General features: G+C 61.0%; 21 protein-coding genes and 1 pseudogene. 7 read left to right on the top strand and 15 right to left on the bottom strand.

The window, feature by feature from the left end:
* Positions 1–50: 50 nt before the first annotated feature.
* The 4 genes from B9N88_RS13695 (at position 51) to B9N88_RS13680 (ending at position 3,649) form a co-directional block, all read left to right on the top strand.
* A complete protein-coding gene (locus tag B9N88_RS13695) occupies positions 51–860 on the top strand; it encodes a transporter substrate-binding domain-containing protein (protein WP_027605041.1) in 810 nt (269 codons plus the stop codon).
* Between the two features lie 210 nt (positions 861–1,070).
* On the top strand, positions 1,071–1,868 hold the full coding sequence (locus tag B9N88_RS13690; RefSeq protein WP_027605040.1) for a transporter substrate-binding domain-containing protein: 798 nt from the start codon (positions 1,071–1,073) through the stop codon (positions 1,866–1,868).
* A gap of 94 nt (positions 1,869–1,962) precedes the next feature.
* Entirely contained in the window at positions 1,963–2,922 is a 960-nt protein-coding gene (locus B9N88_RS13685; protein WP_027605039.1) for an amino acid ABC transporter permease, read from the top strand.
* Entirely contained in the window at positions 2,915–3,649 is a 735-nt protein-coding gene (locus B9N88_RS13680; protein ID WP_027605038.1) for an amino acid ABC transporter ATP-binding protein, read from the top strand. Before B9N88_RS13685 ends, B9N88_RS13680 begins: the two co-directional genes overlap by 8 nt.
* Positions 3,650–3,661: 12 nt before the next feature.
* Here B9N88_RS13680 and B9N88_RS13675 read toward each other — a convergent pair whose 3' ends face one another.
* The 12 genes and pseudogenes from B9N88_RS13675 to ubiE form a co-directional block, all read right to left on the bottom strand.
* Complete coding sequence (locus B9N88_RS13675) at positions 3,662–5,569, bottom strand: methyl-accepting chemotaxis protein (protein ID WP_027605037.1); 1,908 nt, start codon at positions 5,567–5,569, stop codon at positions 3,662–3,664.
* A gap of 165 nt (positions 5,570–5,734) precedes the next feature.
* Positions 5,735–6,448, bottom strand: a complete 714-nt coding sequence (locus B9N88_RS33275) for a methyl-accepting chemotaxis protein (protein WP_370671261.1) — start codon at positions 6,446–6,448, stop codon at positions 5,735–5,737.
* 144 nt (positions 6,449–6,592) lie between these two features.
* Positions 6,593–7,561: pseudogene (locus tag B9N88_RS33270) on the bottom strand (methyl-accepting chemotaxis protein); the annotation flags it as partial.
* 277 nt (positions 7,562–7,838) lie between these two features.
* Complete coding sequence (locus B9N88_RS13665; RefSeq protein WP_027605035.1) at positions 7,839–8,546, bottom strand: 16S rRNA (uracil(1498)-N(3))-methyltransferase; 708 nt, start codon at positions 8,544–8,546, stop codon at positions 7,839–7,841.
* Positions 8,543–9,334: a twin-arginine translocase subunit TatC gene (gene tatC, locus B9N88_RS13660; RefSeq protein WP_027605034.1), complete on the bottom strand. Its 792-nt coding sequence runs from the start codon at positions 9,332–9,334 to the stop codon at positions 8,543–8,545. The genes B9N88_RS13665 and tatC overlap by 4 nt, the downstream gene beginning before the upstream one ends.
* The gene (tatB, locus tag B9N88_RS13655; protein WP_027605033.1) at positions 9,331–9,753 is read right to left on the bottom strand and encodes a Sec-independent protein translocase protein TatB; all 423 of its coding nucleotides are present in this window, start codon (positions 9,751–9,753) and stop codon (positions 9,331–9,333) included. Before tatB ends, tatC begins: the two co-directional genes overlap by 4 nt.
* Before the next feature lie 10 nt (positions 9,754–9,763).
* On the bottom strand, positions 9,764–10,042 hold the full coding sequence (locus tag B9N88_RS13650; RefSeq protein WP_003171180.1) for a twin-arginine translocase TatA/TatE family subunit: 279 nt from the start codon (positions 10,040–10,042) through the stop codon (positions 9,764–9,766).
* A 26-nt stretch (positions 10,043–10,068) separates the two neighbouring features.
* Positions 10,069–10,401 carry a phosphoribosyl-ATP diphosphatase gene (locus B9N88_RS13645; RefSeq protein WP_027605032.1) on the bottom strand — a complete coding sequence of 111 codons (333 nt, stop codon included), beginning with the start codon at positions 10,399–10,401 and terminating at the stop codon, positions 10,069–10,071.
* A 2-nt stretch (positions 10,402–10,403) separates the two neighbouring features.
* The gene (gene hisI, locus B9N88_RS13640; protein ID WP_012721796.1) at positions 10,404–10,796 is read right to left on the bottom strand and encodes a phosphoribosyl-AMP cyclohydrolase; all 393 of its coding nucleotides are present in this window, start codon (positions 10,794–10,796) and stop codon (positions 10,404–10,406) included.
* A gap of 41 nt (positions 10,797–10,837) precedes the next feature.
* Positions 10,838–12,442, bottom strand: a complete 1,605-nt coding sequence (gene ubiB / locus B9N88_RS13635) for a ubiquinone biosynthesis regulatory protein kinase UbiB (RefSeq protein WP_027605031.1) — start codon at positions 12,440–12,442, stop codon at positions 10,838–10,840.
* Positions 12,439–13,062 carry a ubiquinone biosynthesis accessory factor UbiJ gene (locus tag B9N88_RS13630; RefSeq protein ID WP_027605030.1) on the bottom strand — a complete coding sequence of 208 codons (624 nt, stop codon included), beginning with the start codon at positions 13,060–13,062 and terminating at the stop codon, positions 12,439–12,441. Before B9N88_RS13630 ends, ubiB begins: the two co-directional genes overlap by 4 nt.
* Positions 13,062–13,832: a bifunctional demethylmenaquinone methyltransferase/2-methoxy-6-polyprenyl-1,4-benzoquinol methylase UbiE gene (ubiE, locus tag B9N88_RS13625; RefSeq protein WP_003171186.1), complete on the bottom strand. Its 771-nt coding sequence runs from the start codon at positions 13,830–13,832 to the stop codon at positions 13,062–13,064. The genes B9N88_RS13630 and ubiE overlap by 1 nt, the downstream gene beginning before the upstream one ends.
* Before the next feature lie 144 nt (positions 13,833–13,976).
* Between ubiE and B9N88_RS13620 the strand changes: the two genes are divergently transcribed.
* From B9N88_RS13620 to B9N88_RS13610, 3 genes are all read left to right on the top strand, one after another.
* The gene (locus tag B9N88_RS13620; protein ID WP_027605029.1) at positions 13,977–14,252 is read left to right on the top strand and encodes a polyhydroxyalkanoic acid system family protein; all 276 of its coding nucleotides are present in this window, start codon (positions 13,977–13,979) and stop codon (positions 14,250–14,252) included.
* 105 nt (positions 14,253–14,357) lie between these two features.
* On the top strand, positions 14,358–14,780 hold the full coding sequence (locus B9N88_RS13615) for a phasin family protein (RefSeq protein WP_027605028.1): 423 nt from the start codon (positions 14,358–14,360) through the stop codon (positions 14,778–14,780).
* 12 nt (positions 14,781–14,792) lie between these two features.
* The gene (locus B9N88_RS13610; RefSeq protein ID WP_027605027.1) at positions 14,793–15,773 is read left to right on the top strand and encodes a phasin family protein; all 981 of its coding nucleotides are present in this window, start codon (positions 14,793–14,795) and stop codon (positions 15,771–15,773) included.
* A gap of 69 nt (positions 15,774–15,842) precedes the next feature.
* On the opposite strand, the gene B9N88_RS13605 is transcribed toward B9N88_RS13610, so the two are convergent.
* Genes B9N88_RS13605 through B9N88_RS13595 form a run of 3 tightly spaced genes read right to left on the bottom strand, consistent with a single transcriptional unit; the run spans position 15,843 to position 19,974 of the window.
* Entirely contained in the window at positions 15,843–16,364 is a 522-nt protein-coding gene (locus tag B9N88_RS13605; protein WP_027605026.1) for a fimbrial protein, read from the bottom strand.
* Positions 16,365–16,382: 18 nt separating this feature from the next.
* Positions 16,383–17,402 carry a fimbrial protein gene (locus B9N88_RS13600; RefSeq protein ID WP_315899008.1) on the bottom strand — a complete coding sequence of 340 codons (1,020 nt, stop codon included), beginning with the start codon at positions 17,400–17,402 and terminating at the stop codon, positions 16,383–16,385.
* A complete protein-coding gene (locus B9N88_RS13595; RefSeq protein WP_043293457.1) occupies positions 17,389–19,974 on the bottom strand; it encodes a fimbria/pilus outer membrane usher protein in 2,586 nt (861 codons plus the stop codon). The genes B9N88_RS13600 and B9N88_RS13595 overlap by 14 nt, the downstream gene beginning before the upstream one ends.
* Between the last annotated feature and the right edge of the window lie 19 nt (positions 19,975–19,993).

Here is a 19,993-nt window from a genome sequence, read left to right as displayed (position 1 = left end):
CGAGTGGGGTAGGATCGCCCCCCAAATTTGACTCGGTCACAGGGGGATTCATGATCAAAAGGTATTGTTCGGCATTGCTGATCGGCGTTATTGCATTGATTCACGCTGGTCTGGTGCAGGCCGGTGCCATCGACGATGCGGTTCGGCGTGGTGTGTTGAAAGTGGGTACTACGCCCACCTATGTCCCCTTTGAAATGACCGATAAAGAGGGTCGTATCGTTGGCTTTGAAATCGACCTGCTCAAGGTGATGAGCCAGGCCCTGGGCGTTGAGCTTGAATTGGTCAGCGTGCCCTATACCGAGTTGCTGCCTGGGCTGCAGGCGAAAAAGTTCGACCTGATCGGCAGCGGCATGACCGTCACCCAGGAGCGCAACCTGAAGCTGAATTTCAGCGACTCCTTTATCGTGGTGGGGCAAACCGTGTTGCTGCACCCCAGCCTGAAGGACAAGGTCGCCAGTGTCGAAGACCTGGACGACGCCACTTACCGTGTCACCACCGTCCAGGGCACCACTGGCGAGGCGGCGGCGCAACGCTTCCTGGGGGCGGCGCGCTTGAGCAGTTTTGCAACGCCCCGGGAAGCTGTGCGCCAAGTGGTGAACGGTGCCGCCGATGCCTTTATTTATGATGCGCCCTACAACCTGATCGCCCTGAGCCTGCCGGAAAACCGCGAGCTGCTGGCGCTTGAACAGCCGTTCACCTTTGAGCCCTTGGCGTTTGGCGTGAAGAAAGGCGATTTTGACAGCCTCAACTGGATCAACCATTTCCTCAATCAAGTCGCCCAGGACGGGACCTACGATCGCTTGCACGACAAGTGGTTCAAGGACATGGACTGGCTGGTAGAGGTCGACTGGAAGTCATAACTTCTTACACATCAATCCGTTGCCAGCGCTGCCAACGCAAGCGTCTATCCCAGCAGCTGGCTGCGTTGTTGTGGGACTTTTCCGACATACGCAGATAACAAATACCCGTGAAACCTTTGTGACAGGCAATGAGTGGGTTAGGATCGCACCCCGAATTGGTGCAGCCCTTTTGCGCGCCGACCGTATAAGAATCGTTCAGGGGACTTGATGATGAAAAAGTATCTTTCGATGCTGCTGCTCGGCGTCGCCGCGCTGGTTTCGGCCAATGCCGCCCAGGCCGGTGCCATCGATGATGCGGTCAAGCGCGGCACGCTGAAAGTCGGCATGGACCCGACCTACATGCCGTTCGAAATGACCGACAAACGCGGCGAAATCATTGGGTTCGAGGTCGATATCCTCAAGGCCATGGCCAAGTCCATGGGCGTCAAGCTGGAGCTGGTGTCCACCGGCTATGACGGCATCATCCCGGCGTTCCTCACCGGCAAGTTCGACATGATCGGCAGCGGCATGACCCTGACCCAGGAACGCAACCTGCGCCTGAACTTCAGCGAACCCTTCATCGTGGTTGGCCAGACCCTGCTGATCCGCAAGGACCTGGAAGGCACCATCAAGTCCTACAAAGACCTGAACGACGAGAAGTACCGCCTGACCTCCAAGCTCGGCACCACCGGTGAGATGGTCGCCAAGAAGCTGATCTCCAAGGCCAAGTACCACGGCTATGACAACGAGCAGGAAGGTGTGCTGGACGTGGTCAACGGCAAGGCCGATGCCTTCGTGTATGACGCGCCGTACAACGTGGTCGCCGAGAAAAAAGTCGGTAACGGCAAGCTGGTGTTCCTTGAAGAACCCTTCACCTTTGAACCCCTGGCGTTCGGCCTGAAGAAGGGTGACTACGACAGCATCAACTTCATCAACAACTTCCTGCACCAGATCAAGAACGACGGCACCTACGATCGCATCCATGACAAGTGGTTCAAGAGCTCCGAGTGGCTCAAGGACATGGAATAAAGCGGGACTGTTTTCTGGTGTGAGAGGGCTTGATGTGGGGAGCCCGCTCGCCACATCAGGTGTGCGGGCCTCGATTTTTTTGGATGCTGAGTAGATGAAACAGAAAAAAGCCCAATGGCCCTGGCACCTGCTGACCGTCGTCGTGCTGGTCGGCCTGGCCGGCGCCTTGTATTACGCCACCTCGCTGATGTCCTACGAGTGGCGCTGGAACCGGGTCCCGCAATACTTCGCCTACCAGGCCGAAGAGTCCCAGCGCGCTGCGGACATCTCCACTGTCGTGGAGCTGGTCCTCAAGGGCGATGTGGCCGAAGTCACCCTGCGCAACGATGCCGGCGTCGAACAGCGTGTGAGCGTGGCCGACAACAGCCTGCAAGTGGCGCGCGGCGATGATGTGGCCGAAGGCGACGTCATCGGGGTTAATCGCCATTGGGCGTTGGGCCCTTTGATGTGGGGCCTGTGGACCACGTTGTGGCTGTCGGTGGTATCCGGGATTCTCGGCCTGGCGATCGGTCTTGCCACCGGGTTGTGCCGACTGTCCAATAACCCGACCCTGCGCGATCTGTCGACGATCTACGTCGAGCTGGTGCGTGGCACGCCGCTGTTGGTGCAGATCTTTATTTTCTACTTCTTTATCGGCACGGTGCTCAACCTGTCCCGGGAATTCGCCGGGATCGCCGCGCTGTCGCTGTTCACCGGCGCGTATGTGGCGGAAATCGTCCGTGCCGGCGTGCAGTCCATCACCCGTGGCCAGAACGAGGCGGCTCGCTCCCTGGGCCTGAGCGCCAGCCAGTCGATGCGTCATGTGGTGCTGCCGCAGGCCTTCAAGCGCGTGTTGCCGCCGCTGGCCGGGCAATTTATCAGCCTGGTGAAAGACACCTCGCTGGTCTCGGTGATCGCGATTACCGAGCTGCTCAAAAGCGGTCGCGAAGTGATCACCACCTCGTTCTCGCCGTTTGAAATCCTGTTCTGCGTCGCAGGGCTGTACCTGCTGATCAACCTGCCGCTGTCGAAAATGGCCAGCCGGCTTGAGTGGAGGCTCGCCCAAAGTGATTGAAGTCCGCGATCTGGTAAAAGTCTTCGATACCCGCGGGCATGTGGTGCGCGCGGTGGACCATGTGACCACCCAGGTGGCCAAGGGCGAAGTGCTGGTGGTGATCGGCCCGTCCGGCTCCGGCAAGTCCACGTTCCTGCGTTGCCTCAATGGCCTGGAAGAATTCGATTCGGGCTCGGTGAGCATCGATGGCCTGCAACTGGCCGACCCGAAAACCGATGTGAATGCCTATCGCCGTGAAGTCGGCATGGTGTTCCAGCACTTCAACCTGTTCCCCCACATGACCGTGCTGGAAAACCTGTGCCTGGCGCAGAAAGTCGTGCGCAAGCGCGGCAAGAAGGAGCGCGAAGCCAAGGCCCTGGCACTGCTGGAAAAGGTCGGCATTGCGCAGAAAGCCAACGAGTTCCCGTCGCGGCTTTCCGGCGGCCAGCAACAGCGGGTGGCGATTGCCCGGGCGTTGGCGATGGAGCCCAAGGTGATGCTGTTCGACGAGCCCACCTCGGCCCTCGACCCGGAAATGGTCGGCGAGGTGCTGGACGTGATGAAGACCCTGGCCCTTGAAGGCATGACCATGGTCTGCGTCACCCACGAGATGGGTTTTGCCCGTGAAGTGGCGGACCGGGTGCTGTTCTTCGATCATGGCAAGTTGCTGGAGGATGCGGCCCCGGCCGAGTTCTTCGCGGCGCCCAAAGACCCGCGCGCCCAGGCGTTCCTGCGCCAGGTGCTATAGGGCGCGGGGCGTTCATACCTTGAACCGCCCCACGCATTGCTGCAAATCCGTTCCCAGCCGCGCCAGTTCGATACTGGCCGCTGCCGTCTGTTCACTGGCGGCGGCGGTTTGCTCCGAGGCGTCGCGTACTTTCAATACGCTGCGGTTGATCTCTTCGGCCACCGCACTTTGCTCCTCGGCGGCAGCGGCGATCTGCGGGTTCATCTCCTGGATGACCGACACCGTGCGGGCGATCTCCGTCAGGGAGTCCCCGGCATTACGGGCCAGGCCGACGCTGTTGTCGGTCAGGGTGCGGCTGTAGTCCATGATGTCGGCCACCTGTTGTGTACCGCTGTGCAGGCCGCCAATCAGCTCTTCGATTTCCTCGGCGGACTGCTGGGTCCGTTGGGCGAGACCGCGCACCTCATCGGCGACCACCGCGAAGCCTTGACCGGCCTCGCCGGCCCGTGCGGCTTCTATCGCGGCGTTGAGCGCCAGCAGGTTGGTCTGCTGTGACACGGACTTGATCACATCCAGCACGCTGCTGATTTTCTGGCTTTCCCGTTGCAGCCCAATCATGGCCTGGCCTGCGCGCGCCATTTCATGGGCAAGGTGCTCGATTTGCGCCACGGCATCCGTTACTACCTGATCGCCCAGCTCAGTCTGTTGATTGGCCTGTCCGGCGGCGAGCGAAGCCTGCTCGGCGTGGCGCGCAACCTCCTGGGCGGTGGCGAGCATCTGATTCATGGCGGCGGCGACCTGCTCGGTTTCATCGCGCTGATTATTCACCCCTGCGCGAGTTTGTTCGGTCACGGTGGAGAGCTCCTCGGCGGCGCTGGCAATTTGCCGCGCGTTGTCGCTGATGTTGCCAATCAGCCCCCGCAGGTTCAGCGTCATTTGGCTCATGCTGCGTTGCAGTTGACCCAACTCGTCACGCCGTCGGGACTGCACATCTTGGCTCAGGTCGCCTTGGGCAATGCGATTGGCAGCGGACAGCGCTTTGCGCAGCGGTTTCACGATTTGCCCGGCAATCAGCCAGGCTGCCAGAGTGCCCAGCAGCAAGGCGGCAGCGGTCGTACCAAGGGTTTGGGTGCGGGCCTGTTCGGCTTCGCGTTCGCGCCGCTGAGTCTGGTCCTGGCTCAAGAGGTCGCTCTGGGCGAGCAGTTCGTCCAGTTGCTGTTCCAATTGCTTTTGCGCGCCCTCGGTTGTGAGTTGCGTGTCCTTGAGGCGTGTGAGGTGGGTGCGGATACTGAGCACGGTATTTTTCAGGGCGCCGCTGTCGACCGGCAATTTTGCTACGCCAGCCTGGGCGAGTTCGAGGTTGCGCTCGGCGTCGCTGACGGCCTGGGCGTAGGCATCCAGCGAGCTGGCGGCCCAGGCAGGGGTTTGGGCGCGATCCTCCGCCTGCTCTATGGCCTGGCGCAGGTTTTCGATGGCATCGAGGGCTTTTTCATCCTCCTGGTCGGGTAAGTCGCTGGCCAGTTGTGCCAGCACGTCGCCGGTGCGTACGGAGCTCTGCTTCAGTTGTTCACGGGCACTCTCACGTTTCTCGACCAGGGCGGGCACCTCCTTGAGCGTGGTTTTGAACGTTGCGGAGAGGCGGGTCATCTCCTGCAGGTATTGAATGGATTTGGGGACTTTGAGCCGGTTGGAAAGCTCGCTCAGGAATCCGTCGATTTTTTCTATGCTCACGCTCAATTTGTTGAGGCTGTTGGTATCGTCCAGGGTTCGGTAGACGATTCTGTCGGCCCGCAGTTCTTCACCCGTCACGGCCAGTTGCGCGAGCACGGTCAGGGTCTGCGAGCGGTAAAGGGACGCGGCCAGCGCTTGCCAGCCAGTCACGGCAATCACAAGGCTCAATGCCAGGACCAGGGAGAAGCCCAGGGCCAGTTTGAGAGTGACACTGGCGTCACCCAGCAGGTAAGTCATTCGACGAAGCATGATCAACCTCCGACAAGTGAACAGTGGGCGTTCTCAACGTGCGCAGGCACATTGAGCTGAATTGAACGCTAGTTCTCTCGGCGCAGAGGTGGGGCTGATAAATGCGTAGGAAATTTCACAGATTGCAGGCGGCGACCCAGGGCGGGTCGCCACGCGGGGAAGGGGTCAGACCCTGAAGCGGCCGACCAGCGCCTGGAGATGAGTGCCCAGGCGCGCCAGTTCGGTACTCGATGCGGCGGTCTCTTCACTGGCCGAAGCCGTCTGCTCGGAGATATCGCGCACGTTCAACACACTGCGATTGATCTCTTCCGCCACGGCGCTTTGCTGCTCGGCGGCGGTGGCGATCTGGGAGTTCATCGCCTGGATGGTCGAGACCGTACGTGTGATGTTCTCCAAGGCGCTGCCGGCGCGGCGGGTCAGCTCGACACTGCTGTCGGTGAGGCCACGGCTGTTGTCCATGATGTTCGCTACCTGCTGGGTGCCGCTTTGCAGGCCGACGATCAGCTCTTCGATCTCTTCGGTGGACTTCTGGGTGCGCTGGGCCAGGCTGCGTACTTCATCGGCCACCACCGCGAAACCGCGTCCGGCCTCACCGGCCCGTGCCGCTTCAATGGCTGCGTTGAGCGCCAGCAGGTTGGTTTGCTGGGCCACGGACTTGATCACATCGAGCACGCTGCCGATCTTGTCGCTTTCGCGCTTCAGATCGGCCATGGCGACCGTGGAGTTGCCGACTTCAGTGGCGAGGCGTTCGATCTGGGCGATCGCTTCGCCGACCACTTTGTCGCCTTCGCGGGCCTGCTGGTCGGCGGCCAGCGCGGCTTCCGAGGCTTCCTCGGCATTGCGCGCCACTTCCTGCACGGTAGCGGCCATTTCATTCATGGCGGTGGCCACCTGGTCGGTCTCGACTTTCTGGCTGTTGACCCCGGCGCTGGTCTGTTCGGTCACGGCCGACAGTTGCTCGGCAGCGCTGGCGATCTGGGTGACCCCTTCGCTGATGCCGCCGATCAACTCGCGCAGGCCCACGGTCATGCTTTGCATGGCGCGTTGCAATTGGCCCAGCTCATCCTGGCGCAAGGAGGTGAGGTTGTGGCTCAGGTCGCCCGACGCGACACGCTCGGCGACCTGCAGGGTCTGGTTCAGGGGGAGGATGATCTGGCGGGTGATGGCCCAGGCGGCAACCAGGCCGAAGATCAGCGCCAGCACGGTGGCCGTTAGCAGCAAGTATTTGGCTTGCGCGGCATCCGCATCGCGTACCGCGGTCTGGGAAACCGTCAGTTTGTCACTGTGGCCCAGCAGGATATCGCCCTGGGCAGACATGGTCTTGAGTGCCGCTGCGCTGGCCACTTGAGAGTCGCGGTATTGGCTGACGGCGGCGCGGTAGGCTTGCAGTGAGACGCTGGCCTGTTGCAGGTTGGCTGAATACTGATCAGGTATTTGGCTGGTGAGGCTGGTGATTTTTTTCAGCGCGTTGTCGATGGCATCCAGCGCGGGCTGCTCGGCCTCCACCTTGCCGCTGTAGGTGTAGCCCCGTACTTGGAAGCGTGCTTGCTGGATCAGTTTGCTCAGGTCCACCACGCTGTTGAACAGCGTGACACTGTCGCCTTGCAGCAGGGATTTCTCCACTTCGCTGACCTTGAGTACCGCATTATCGGCGGTATCGCCCAGCTTGCTGCGGGCATTTTCGCGGTTGGTGCCTGCCTGCACCATATCGTTGAACGCGCGCTTGTACTGGTCCACGGCGGCCAATTGCTCATCGACCAGGGCGGCATCCGTGGGTTGTTCGATCAGGCTGCGTGCGGTCTTCAGGCCAGTGTCCAGCTTGTTCAGCAGTTCGCTGACGGCGGTCGGGCCTTGTTCGCCACGGCGCATCTCGTAGTCAAGGCGTGCCAGGCGCAGGTCTTTGGTCAAGCCGTTGAGGCTGGAGATGTAACCCAGCTTGTCACCACGGCTGATCACGTCGCCCAGGCCGCTCCAGCCGGTGAAGGTGATCATCAGTGTCAACAGCAATACCAGGCCAAAGCCCACCGCCAGCTTGGTTTTGACGCTGACATTCCCCAGCTTTTCGGCTAACCAACGATACATGTTGCGAACTCCCCTGGAACAAGGCTTGGACTTATTCACGGGTTATCGGCTTGCATACGGAATTCTGTAGCGACGCTGTCCCCTGTGGGAGGGGGCTTGCTCCGATAGCGGTGGTTCAGTATCAGAAATGCTGACTGACCCGCCGCTATCGGGAGCAAGCCCCCTCCCAAAGGGTTATGCGGTGTGGTTAGAAAAGGCGGGCGAGCAGGGCGGTGACGGCCGTTTCGACGCGCAGGATGCGGGCGCCCAATTGCACCGGCTGCAAGCCGGCCTTGGCCAGCAGGTCCACCTCATAGGGGATCCAGCCACCTTCCGGGCCTATGGCCAGGGTGACCGGTTCGTCCAGGCCGCGTGGGCAGGGTGGGTAGTCGCCGGGATGGCCAATCAGGCCAAAGGTGCCTGCGGTCATGGCCGGCAGGCGGTCTTCGACGAAGGGCTTGAAGCGCTTTTCGATAAGGATTTCCGGCAGTACCGTGTCCCGCGCCTGTTCCAGGCCGAGGATCAGTTGTTCGCGAATGGCCTCGGGCTCCAGGAAGGGGGTCTGCCAGAAGCTTTTTTCCACCCGGTAGCTGTTGACCAGCACCACTTTCGGCACGCCCATGGCCGCCACGGTTTGCAGGACCCGGCGCAGCATCTTCGGACGTGGCAGGGCCAGCAGCAGGGTCAGGGGCAGTTTGACCGGCGGTGGTTGGTCGAAGCTCACTTGCAGTTCGGCTTCACGGGCTTCCAGGCGCAGCAATTGCGCGTTGCCCATCAACCCGCCAAGGCGCCCGACCCGCAGGCTGTCGCCTACGGCGGCGCGGTGGACTTCCTGCATATGCACCAGGCGCCGATCACGCAGGATCACCCGGTCGGCCGCGATAAAGTCGGCATCGAACAGCAGCAGCAGGTTCACGGCTGGGTCGCTGGCGGCTGGTCGTCGTCTGCGGGTTGGTCATCCGGGTGATCGCCACGCTTGCTGATCAGGCCGCTGAACAGGATGCCGATCTCGAACAGCATCCACATCGGCACGGCCAGCAGGGTCTGGGAGAAGATGTCCGGCGGCGTGAGGATCATGCCGACCACGAAGCAGCCGATGATCACGTACGGGCGGATCTTCTTCAGGTACTGCACGTTGACCACGCCGATCCACACCAGCAACACCACGGCCACGGGGATTTCGAAGGCGACGCCAAAGGCGAAGAACAGCGTCATCACGAAGTCGAGGTAGCTGGTGATGTCCGTCATCATCTCCACGCCGGCCGGGGTGGCGGCGGCGAAGAACTTGAAGATCAACGGGAACACCAGGAAGTAGGCGAAGGCCATGCCGGTGTAGAACAGCAGGATGCTCGACACCAGCAAGGGCACGGCGATGCGCTTCTCATGCTTGTACAGGCCCGGCGCGATAAAGCCCCAGATCTGGTGCAGGATCACCGGGATCGCCAGGAACAGCGAGACCATCATCGTCAGCTTCAACGGTGTGAGGAAGGGCGATGACACATCGGTGGCAATCATCGTCGCGCCGGCCGGCAGGTACTGGCGCAGCGGCGTGGAGACGAAGGTGTAGATCTGCTGGGTAAAGGCGAACAGCCCGGCAAAGATCACGAAGATCGCGGCCACGCAACGCAGCAGGCGGGTCCGCAGCTCGGTCAGGTGCGAGACCAGCGGCATATGCTGGTCGTTTTCCGGTTTATCAGCGCTCATGGGGCTCGCGGCGGCAATGTAGGGTCATGGGGCGCGGGCGACGCAGCGGGCGTCGGCGCAGGCTCGGTTGCAGCGGTCGGGGTCGGGGTCGGGGCGGCGGGCTGGGTATCCACCGCAGGCGCAGGCGCGATGCTGTGCTCGGCCACAGGCTCCACCGGTTTGGCGGGCTCCTGCACCGGCGACAGGATCTTCCGGGCTTCCTGTTCCAACGACAGAATATGTTCGTTGTGCAGTTGGCGACGGATCTCGTCGGCGCCGATTTCCCGTTCAACTTCCTGTTTGATGGCGTTGAAACTGCGTTTCAGGCGCCCGATCCACAGGCCGGCCGTGCGTGCGGCACCGGGCAGGCGTTCCGGCCCCAGTACCAGCAAGGCAACCAGGCCGACGAGCAGCAGTTCAGAGAAGCTGATACCAAACATTAGTCAGTGCTCACGAGTCTTTGCGGGTCGGCTCTTCGACTTTTTCAGCCTGCACGTCGAAGGTGCGACGCTCGGTGATCGGCTGGGTGGCCTGGGGGTGTACAGGCTGGGCCGGTGGCACCGGGTTGGCGGCCGGGTCGGCAGGCTTCTCATCGTCGTTCATGGCTTTACGGAAGCCCTTGATCGACTCGCCCACGTCGGTGCCGAGGTTTTTGAGTTTCTTGGTGCCGAATACCAGTACCACCACTACCAGAATGACGATCCAGTGTTTCCAGTCAAAAATGCCCATGCTGCAAATCCTCTAGTAAAAGTTATTCAGGCGGACGGGCGCGAGGCCTTTTCGGCGTGCCCGGACAAGCCGAAGCGACGGTCCAGTTCATCCAGCACGGCCTGTGGATGCTGCCCCAGTTGGGCGAGCATGACCAGGCTATGGAACCACAAGTCGGCGGTCTCATAGATGACATCGCTGCAATCGCCGCTGATTTGCGCGTCCTTGGCCGCGATGATGGTCTCGATGGACTCTTCGCCGAGTTTTTCCAGGATCTTGTTCAGGCCCTTGTGATACAGGCTGGCGACGTAGGAGCTGTCGGCATCCGCACCTTTGCGGTCCTCCAGCACCTGGGCCACACGGTTGAGGGTATCGCTCATGGTCAGTGTCCTGCCGAGTAGATGGCGTGCGGGTCTTTGAGCACCGGCTCTACAACCTTCCATTCGCCGTTCTCGAACACGCGATAGAAGCAGCTGTGGCGGCCGGTGTGGCAGGCGATGTCGCCGATCTGCTCGACCTTGAGGATCACCACGTCGGCGTCGCAGTCGATGCGCATCTCGTGCAGGGTCTGCACGTGCCCGGACTCTTCGCCCTTGCGCCACAGTTTGCCACGGGAACGTGACCAGTAGATGGCGCGCTGCTCAGTGGCGGTGAGGCTCAGGGCCTCGCGGTTCATCCAGGCCATCATCAGCACGCGCCCGGTCTTGTAGTCCTGGGCAATGGCCGGCACCAGGCCGTCACTGTCCCACTTGATCTCGTCCAGCCAGTCTTTCATTTTCGGCTCCGGCAATTTGCGACAGTGTATAACCGGATTGGCTATCGACGCACGATCAGATAAACACCCACGGCGACCATGATGCCGGCCGGCCAGTGGCCCAGTTGGTTCAGCGGCCCGCCAATGGCCAGCATCACGCCACCGACCAGGTGCGCGGCCCCCAGCAGGCGCAGGAACCAGTCGTCCTTGCGCTTCTGCCAGGGCGGCGCTGGGTCTTTGGCATGGGGCTGGGACATGCGCTCCAGCAGGTCGCGGGTCATGTTGGCCAGGTGCGGCAGCTGTTCGAACTGGCTGTGCAGGTTGCCCAGCAGGGTTTTCGGGCTGACCCGCTCGCGCATCCAGCGTTCCAGGAACGGCTGGGCGGTGTTCCACAGGTCGAGGTCCGGGTACAGCTGACGGCCCAGGCCTTCGATGTTGAGCAGGGTTTTTTGCAGCAGCACCAGTTGCGGCTGCACTTCCATATTGAAGCGCCGCGCGGTCTGGAACAGGCGCATCAGCACCTGGCCGAAGGAGATATCTTTCAGGGGTTTTTCAAAGATCGGCTCGCACACGGTGCGGATCGCCGCTTCGAATTCATTGAGCTTGGTTTCCGCCGGCACCCAGCCCGAATCGATGTGCAACTGCGCCACGCGGCGGTAGTCGCGCTTGAAGAAGGCGAACAGGTTGCGCGCCAGGTAGTCCTGGTCTTCCGGGGTCAGGCTGCCGACGATGCCGCAGTCGATCGCAATGTACTGCGGGCTCCACGGGTTGACGGTGCTGACGAAGATATTGCCGGGGTGCATGTCGGCGTGGAAGAAACTGTCGCGGAACACCTGGGTGAAGAAGATCTCCACGCCGCGCTCGGCAAGCATCTTCATGTCGGTGCGCTGGTCGGCCAGGGTCGCGAGGTCGGTGACCTGCACGCCGTAGATGCGCTCCATCACCAGCACTTTCGGGCGGCACCAGTCCCAGTACACCTGCGGCACGTACAGCAGCGGCGAGCCTTCGAAGTTGCGCTTGAGCTGGCTGGCGTTGGCCGCTTCGCGCAGCAGGTCGAGTTCGTCGTAGATGGTTTTTTCGTAGTCGGCGACCACGTCCACCGGGTGCAGCAGGCGCGCATCGGCAGAGAAACGTTCGGCGGCGCGGGCCAGGATAAACAGCCACGCCAGGTCCTGGCCGATGATCGGCTTGAGGCCCGGGCGAATCACCTTCACCACCACTTCTTCGCCGCTCTTCAACTGCGCGGCGTGCACTTGCGCCACCGAGGCCGAGGCCAGCGGTTCGACGTCGAAGCGGCTGAACACCTCGCTGATCTTCTTGCCCAGTTGCTCTTCGATCAGCTTCATCGACTGCTGGGAATCGAACGGCGGCACGCGATCCTGCAGCAGCATCAGTTCGTCGGCGATGTCTTCGGGCAGCAGGTCGCGGCGCGTGGAGAGGATCTGCCCGAACTTGATAAAAATCGGCCCCAGGTCCTGCAACGCCAGGCGCAGGCGCGCGCCTCGACTCAACTCCAGCTGTTTGCGCGGGAACCAGCGCCAAGGCAGCACATAGCGCACCGCCAGCAGGAACCATGGCAAGGGCAGGGCGAACAGCAGGTCATCGAGGCGGTAGCGGATTACGACGCGCTGGATACGGAACAAACGGCGGACGGCGAGCAGCTTCATGCGTTATCGCTTGGATCAAGGGAACGGCTCAGGCGCTCGAAGCGGGCCTCGAGGCGTTCCAGGTCGATTTTGGCCTTGTCGAGCTCACGAAAGCGCGCTTGCGCTTCTCGTTCGCCGACCAGGGTGCGCGATTCTTCGCTCAAGTATTCGGCAAGGTTCTGGTTGAGGCTGGCGAACCCCTGCTGGTACCAGCGCGTGCGACTGCGCAGGTGCCCGCTGATCAGTTGGGTGGCGACGGGGCCGATCCAGCGGGACAGCTCGTATTCCCAGTCCAGTTCCAGGTCCTGCAGCACGGCGGCCAGGTCCATCAGGACCGCACTGTCGCCTTCCAGGTGCACTTCGGGGCCGTGGAGGATGGCGGTCTTGTTGCGGCTCAGCGCCAGGTGCAACAGGCTGGAGGCGGGTGCACGCAGGGTGCAGTCGGCTTCGGCAGCCCATTGAGTGGCGAGCAGCAGGCCTTCATCGCTGGGCAGGATAAACAGCTGCAGGGCGGGGCTGCTGCAGTCCACGGCGATGACCTTGCCGTTCAAGTGCGCGAGCCGTGCCAGGGCGGTGCTGTCCAGGCGCAGTACACGGTTGATCCCGTGTTCGACGCTGGCGAGAAGGCCTTTGAGCAGCATCAGGGCTTGATGCCACGGTGCAGGGCGACAATGCCCGAAGTCATGTTGTGGTAGGTCACGCGGTCGAAACCGGCTTCTACCATCATCGACTTCAGGGTTTCCTGGTCGGGGTGCATGCGGATCGATTCGGCCAGGTAGCGGTAGCTTTCGGCGTCATTGGTGATCAGCTTGCCCATCAACGGCATGAAGGCGAAGGAGTAGGTGTCGTAGACCTTGGACATCAGCGCGTTGGTCGGCTTGGAGAACTCCAGTACCAACAGGCGGCCACCCGGCTTGAGGACGCGCAGCATCGAGCGGATCGCGTCTTCCTTGTGGGTCACGTTGCGCAGGCCGAAGGCGATGGTCACGCAGTCGAAATGGTTGTCGGGGAACGGCAGCTTTTCAGCGTCGGCCTGGACGAATTCGATATTGCCGGCCACGCCTTTGTCGAGCAGGCGATCACGGCCGACCTTGAGCATCGAGCCGTTGATATCCGCCAGCACCACCTGGCCGGTAGGGCCGACAAGCTTGGAAAACTTGGCCGCCAGGTCACCCGTACCGCCGGCGATGTCCAGCACGCGGTTGCCGGTGCGTACCCCCGACAGCTCGATGGTGAAGCGTTTCCACAGGCGGTGCATGCCGCCGGAGAGCACGTCGTTCATCAGGTCGTACTTGGCTGCCACGGAGTGGAACACCTCAGCGACTTTTTCCGCCTTCTGGCTTTCCGGGACGTTCTTGAAACCGAAGTGAGTGGTGGGTTCGGCATCGCTGCCTTTGCGCTGATCAGTCATATCGCTGTCACCAAAAGAGAATGCGGGACATGATAATCCCCAAGGCCTGCTTTGTCTTGGCAAGGCTGCAGGTAAGATAGGCAGGCACCGAGACCTTTTGCCGCATTCAAGGTATTCAAATCCCTATAAAGAGGAGTCATCGTAATGGCCCGTATAACCGTTGAGCGTGCACATTCCCTGGGTAAAGAAGGGGCACGCGCAAAGGCCGAGAAGTTGGCGCATAAACTCCAGGAGCAATATGGCCTGGAGCCTTCGTGGTCCGGCGATACCTTGAACCTCAAGCGTTCGGGGGTTAAAGGCACCGTATTGGTGGCGGATGATTCGCTGCGCATTGATGTGGAACTGGGCCTGTTGATGTCGGCCATGAGTGGCACCATCAAGTCCGAAATCGAGAAAGCCCTGGATAAAGCCTTGGCCTGATCCGCGAGTACTTAGGGTGCCGATTCTAATTTTCCAGCCTACTTTGTGCCCAGGTCCTCAACTCCTGCGGGCCGTTCCTCCCCCCTTTTCTGCGTGAGGTGCACCATGGCCAAAGTTATCCTGAAGAAAAAAATCGATGCTCAGACCGGCGCGTTGAGTGACGTTAAAACCTACGCCCGCAAGATCTGGTTGGCGGGTCTTGGTGCCTACGCGAAGGTCGGCAGCGAGGGCGGCGACTACTTCAAAGAGCTGGTTAAAACCGGTCAACATGTTGAAAGTAAAGGCAAAAAAGTTGCAGTGGAACAACTTGATGCAGCCAACAGTCAGATTGATCAAGTAAAGAGTAATGTCTCCGCGGTCAAAGGTCTGGTAGAAGTTCAGCTGGATAAAGTTGAAAAAGCTTTTGATACTCGCGTTGCCAGTGCCTTGAATCGAATTGGCATTGCGTCTAAACATGACGTGGAGACACTCTCTGCTAAGCTCGAAGAGCTGACGGCATTGCTCGAACGTGTCGCGCGTAAACACTAAGGAGACATCGGGATGGCTGTTAAAAAGACTACTCAGAAAGAAGGCAGCTCGTGGGTCGGGAAAGTTGAAGAGTATTCCCGCAAGATCTGGCTGGCTGGTTTAGGCGTTTACTCGAAGATCGACAGTGACGGCAGTAAACTCTTCGAGACGTTGGTTAAGGACGGCGAGAAAGCCGAGAAGTTGACCAAGAGCGCAGTGGGTAAACAAGTAGGTGCTGCTAAAGCCACTGCCGGTTCGCGCATCAGTGATGCGAAGAAACAGGTATTGGGTACTTGGGGCGAACTCGAAGGGGCTCTGGACAAGCGCCTCAACAGTGCTATTTCGCGCCTGGGCGTGCCGAGTAAAGCTGAGCTGAAGACCCTGCACAGCAAGGTCGATACCCTGACAAAGCAAATCGAAAAACTGACCGGTGCCAAAGTGGCTCCAGTGAAAGCGGCCGCCGCTAAACCGGCTGCCAAGCCTGCTGCAAAAACGGCCGCTGCCAAACCAGCGGCTAAAACGGCTGCCAAACCTCTGGTGAAAGCTGCCGCCAAGCCGGCTGCAAAACCCGCGGCCAAGGCAGCTGTAAAAGCAGTCGCTAAACCGGCTGCCAAAACCGCAGCGGCCAAACCGGCTGCCAAGGCCACCGCTAAACCCGTGGCTGCGAAAGCAACTGCCAAACCTGCGGCTAAGCCAGCAGTCAAGGCCGCCGCAAAACCGGCCGCTAAGCCCGCAGCCAAAACCGCAGCCGCCAAACCCGCGGCCAAGCCTGCCGCTGCTAAACCTGCGGCCAAGCCAGCTGCCGCGAAACCGGTGGCCAAGCCAGCCGCCAAACCTGCTGCGGCGAAGAAGCCAGCTGCAGCGAAAAAACCGGCAGCGCCTAAGCCTGCTGTTGCCGCCAAGCCGGCAACCACGGCACCGGCTGCTTCGACAGCCAACTCGGTGTCGGCACCCACGCCTGCCGCCACCCCGACTGCAACGCCGGTCACCCCGACGCCAACCAGTCAGTCCTGATTTTTCCGGGACGCGAAAAAAATGCCCGGCCTGCAAAGGCTGGGCATTTTTTTCGTGCGCGGTTCCCCATCAATTGTAAGTAATGGAAACGGTGACAGTGCTGTCCAGGGTACCCGCGGTAATTGGGGTGCCGGTTTTCCGATACGACGCATTCATCGGTAACAACGCTCTTGCGCCGCTTGTGGCGATCTGGCGGGTGCGCTCGGCGACAGAACCATTGGCGGGAATGTCAGCGACGTTTCGGTGGGAAAGCGAGAGCGCCGTCCCGGCTGAGGTTCCGGTGTTGGCGAACAATGCGCCATTGCCGCTGGACGGAGTGCCCGCGAACAGAAAGAACACATTTTGAATGTCCGATTCGCACTCGGCGGTAATGTCGAAATTTGTCGTACCCACTTCTTCGGATGAATCAAAATCCGATACTTTGATCGAGGGCAGGGTGATGGTGCGGGTCACATCACCGGCGGCCAGGTTGCAGGTGCCGGCGTTGACCTGGCCGGTAAAGCGCAAGGTGCCCGTGGTTGCGGCCTGGACCGCAGTGGCGGCCAGGCTCGCGGTGATAGCCAGCAGCAGGGGCAGGGCTCGAATCCTCATTACATACTCCTCAGGTTTTTAGTTATAGGTGATGTTGACGGTCGCGGTCGTTTCGAGCCTGCCTTGGCTGACCGTGCCGTTCTTGTGATAGGCCGCACCCAGCGGCAGCACCGCGCGCCCCCCGGAGACCGGCACCGTGCGGGTGTTTTCGGTGCCGTTGGCGAGGATGTTCTGGATACCACCGCCAATGCGCGAATACAGCCACAGGGCGACGCCACCGGCAGTGCCCGTATTGGCGAAGAGCCGATCATTGCCAGGTGCGGGGGTACCGGAAAAGCGGAAGGTCACGTTGGAAGCGTTGGTGCAGTTTGCGGTTAACTCGAAGTTGCGTGGGCCCGCGGTCGTTGCGTTGTTGAATGCGCCGACTTGCACCGGGTCGAGCGAGATCGTGCGGTTGACGTCGCCGGTTGCCAGGTCGCAGGTGGCGGCGGGCCTGACAAAGCGCACTGCGTTGCCGAGCCTCAAGGTAAAACTCTCCGGACGGTTATCCAGTCTCTGCACCCAAATGTTACCGGCAGGCACTGTCCCGTCTGTTACAGGCCCGGCTTTATAGAACCTCAACTCCGCGGCCATGAAGCTGGTGAGGGGGCCGCTGAATGTGCGTTGTTGGTTATGCATGCCAAAGAAAGGGTAAAGCGAGCCGGAATGTCGGATGCGCATGTGCACGCCCACGCCAGGAACCTCGGTCTCGTAGTACTTTGAGTGAGACCTTGCGTTGTAGCGCCCGGTAATCGTTAATAAAGTGTGGCCGCAATTCATGGTGTAAGAGGGTGCCGTACCAGTGAATTCCTTAATGACAATTTCAGACTCCACCGGGAGGCTGTCCGGCACGACGATTGTGGACGGAAGGGTGAGTGTGAATGTGTCGTTCTGATACCTGTCACACGCCGCTTGAGCCGCAATCGGCGAGCCAAGGACCAGCACTGTTGACATGAGTTGTATGGCGCGTTTCATCTTCAGTCCCGCAAAAGAAATAGGGCGGTTGCAGGCAAGCAGTGCGCTGGGCGTGCTCGCCTGCGCCGGATCAACTGCTTGCATTGCGCTCGCTCGACGGTGGCATGTGCTGTGCTGTATCGAGCCGGCAGGTGCCCGCGTCGAGATTAAGCAAGCGTTGGGTGCCGGCAATGTTCGACTGTGGACCCAAGTCGTAATGCAACTGGCATGCTGCGCCGGCATGGGGGCCCCACTTGATCGTCAATGGTCCCTGTGTACGAGACACTCGAACAAAGGCTTGACCACCCTGCCCGACCACCCCGACGCTCGCGCCGTCCTCATCGAACACATCCGCACCAAACGGCAGCGGGCTGCCATCCTCGCGCAGTGCCGTGATCAATATGGCCTGGCCGCTGACCGTCTCGAACTTAAGCTTCACCACCGAACCGGCACGGGGCGCTACGTTCTGGGCGGCGGTCTTGAGTTCCACATCGACCGAAAGGTCCTTCGGGTCCAGCTCCACGACGTTCTGGCGATACGGGGTCAGGTGGGGTACCACGGCGTAGCCGCTGTTACCGACTTGTGCGCTGTGGTTACCGTTGATCCGCGCACCCTGGGCGTCGGGCGCCTGGACGATGCCGATGGTGTCGCCCAACTCCGGGGCGAAGGTCACGCCGCCGGCGTGGGCAACGATGCCGCCGGTCATCCCCAGCGATACCGAGCGGTAGTCGCTGCTCTGCCCGTAACCGGCAGACAGCACGCCGTGGCTGGCCTGGTATTTCATATCGGCACTCGCGGCGTTGCCACTGCCTCGGGTTCGACTGGCACCAAGGCCATAGCTGAATTCGCTGCGTTCGCCAAGGCTGCCGCCGACGTTCACGCGCTCGCCACTGTTTTGGTCGCCGTGATAGACCGTGGTGGTCAGGGTCGGCGAACGCGCGCCGCTGCCCAGTGGCAGGCTCAAGGTCAGATCCACCTGCTTGTCGACTCGGTCGCTCAACAGGTCACGGGTGCGCTGTGCACTGACGGTATAGTGAAGGCCCTTCCAGGTGCCGCTGTATCCCGCGGTAAAGGTCAGGTTGCCACTTGTGCGGTTCCAATAGTTTTGCGAAGAACCGGTCAGGTAAACCGAGCCGTTGCCCAGGCTCTGGTTGAGGCTTATGTCCATTCTGTCGCGCAGGCGCGAGACGCTGTCGAGGCTGAGTCCGTCGATGGCAAGGTCGCGAACCCGTGCGGCATCGCCCACGCTCAGGAACCCTTCAGTGGAATAGCGGTAGGCCCCCAATGCGAAGTGAGTACCGGTGTCTGCGAAATTCTTGCTGTAGCGCAGTTGCAGGCTTTGTCCCTCACGCGAACCGTGTCCAGGTACATGGGCATTGGAGTGGGTCAAGTCAAATGACACCGCACCCAATGGCGTGTTGAGTGCCGTTCCCAATAATTGTGAGTTGTAGTCTTGGCCCACGACCGCACCGGTATAGCCGGTCAGTAGATTGCTGAGGCCATGCTGGTAGGTCGCCTGCATCAGTGTGGGTGGGTGCCGAAGGCCAAGCTCGTCGAGCTGGCCGATGCTCAGCGAATAGCGGTGGTGGCCGGGTCGCAGGAGGTTGGCGTTGGCCGCAAAGGGGACGATGAACTCCCGCTGACGGCCATCCGCCTCGGTGATCGTGACGGTCAGGTCGCCGCCATATCCGGTAGGGAATAAATCATTGAGTACAAACGGCCCAGGCGCCACCGACACCTCATCCAGCAGTACCCCGCGCTGGCGCACGGTAACCCGCGCGTTGGTCTCGGCAACGCCGCGCACCACGGGGGCAAAACCGGTCTGGGAATCAGGCAGCATCCGGTCATCGCTGAACAGGCTCGCACCCCGCAGGCGGACGCTGTCGAACAGCTCGCCCGGCGTGTAGATTTCGCCGACCATCAATTGAGACTGCAGCGAGCTCATTTCACGCTGAACGTAGGTGCTGCTGCTTTGGTAGCCAGTGCCCACCTTTGATTGGCTGTAGCTGCCGTTGTGGCGCCAATGCCAGTCGCCCAGGTTGAGCCCGGTGTTCAGGCCGACGTAGTTGGAGTTGAGCGACTGATGCCTGGTTTGGGTGGCAAAGGTGTTGGCGTTGTAACGCACGAAGGCAGCGTCGATGCCACTGTCCCAGTGTTTGGGATCGATATAACCCCGAGCCTTGCGTGCGAGGTAAATCTGCGGAATCTGCAGGTCAAGGCGATTTTCACCGGAATCGAACCGGCCGCTGGCGCCTGGCAGGTAGCTGGCAATATCGGCGCATGCGGAAAATACGGCGTCGGTCGATTGCCTGTCGACCGCCTCCATGTCGATGCCGAACCTGAAGAGCGCGTCACGCTCAAGGCACATCTGCGCAGTGTCTTGTCCGTCCATCGCTTTGAACGATAGCGTCTCTCTGCCTATCCATTGGCCGTTGAGATAAACCTCCGCACGGTAGCTGCCGGGTAGCACGACGTTGCCTTGGTTGAACTTTGAAATGTCGACCTGCAAGCCCGCTGCCCCGCCGGGAAAAAAGGCCGGGTTGAATACAGAATGCGTGGCGTCTTGGGCCGCTGCAGTGTGGGCGCCACCCAACAGCAATAGACCTTGAGCTACAAGCGTCAACCTGAAAGGCGATATAAACCCGTTTTCGGGTCTGGCCGGTGTTTTCGAACTCATGGATACCGTTCCCGGGGAA

It is taken from the genome of Pseudomonas sp. LAMO17WK12:I1 (genome assembly GCF_900177315.1).
Taxonomy (GTDB): Bacteria; Pseudomonadota; Gammaproteobacteria; order Pseudomonadales; family Pseudomonadaceae; genus Aquipseudomonas; species Aquipseudomonas marginalis.
Note: the sequence above shows the minus strand (reverse complement) of the source record. Positions and strands in the feature narration are given on the sequence as shown.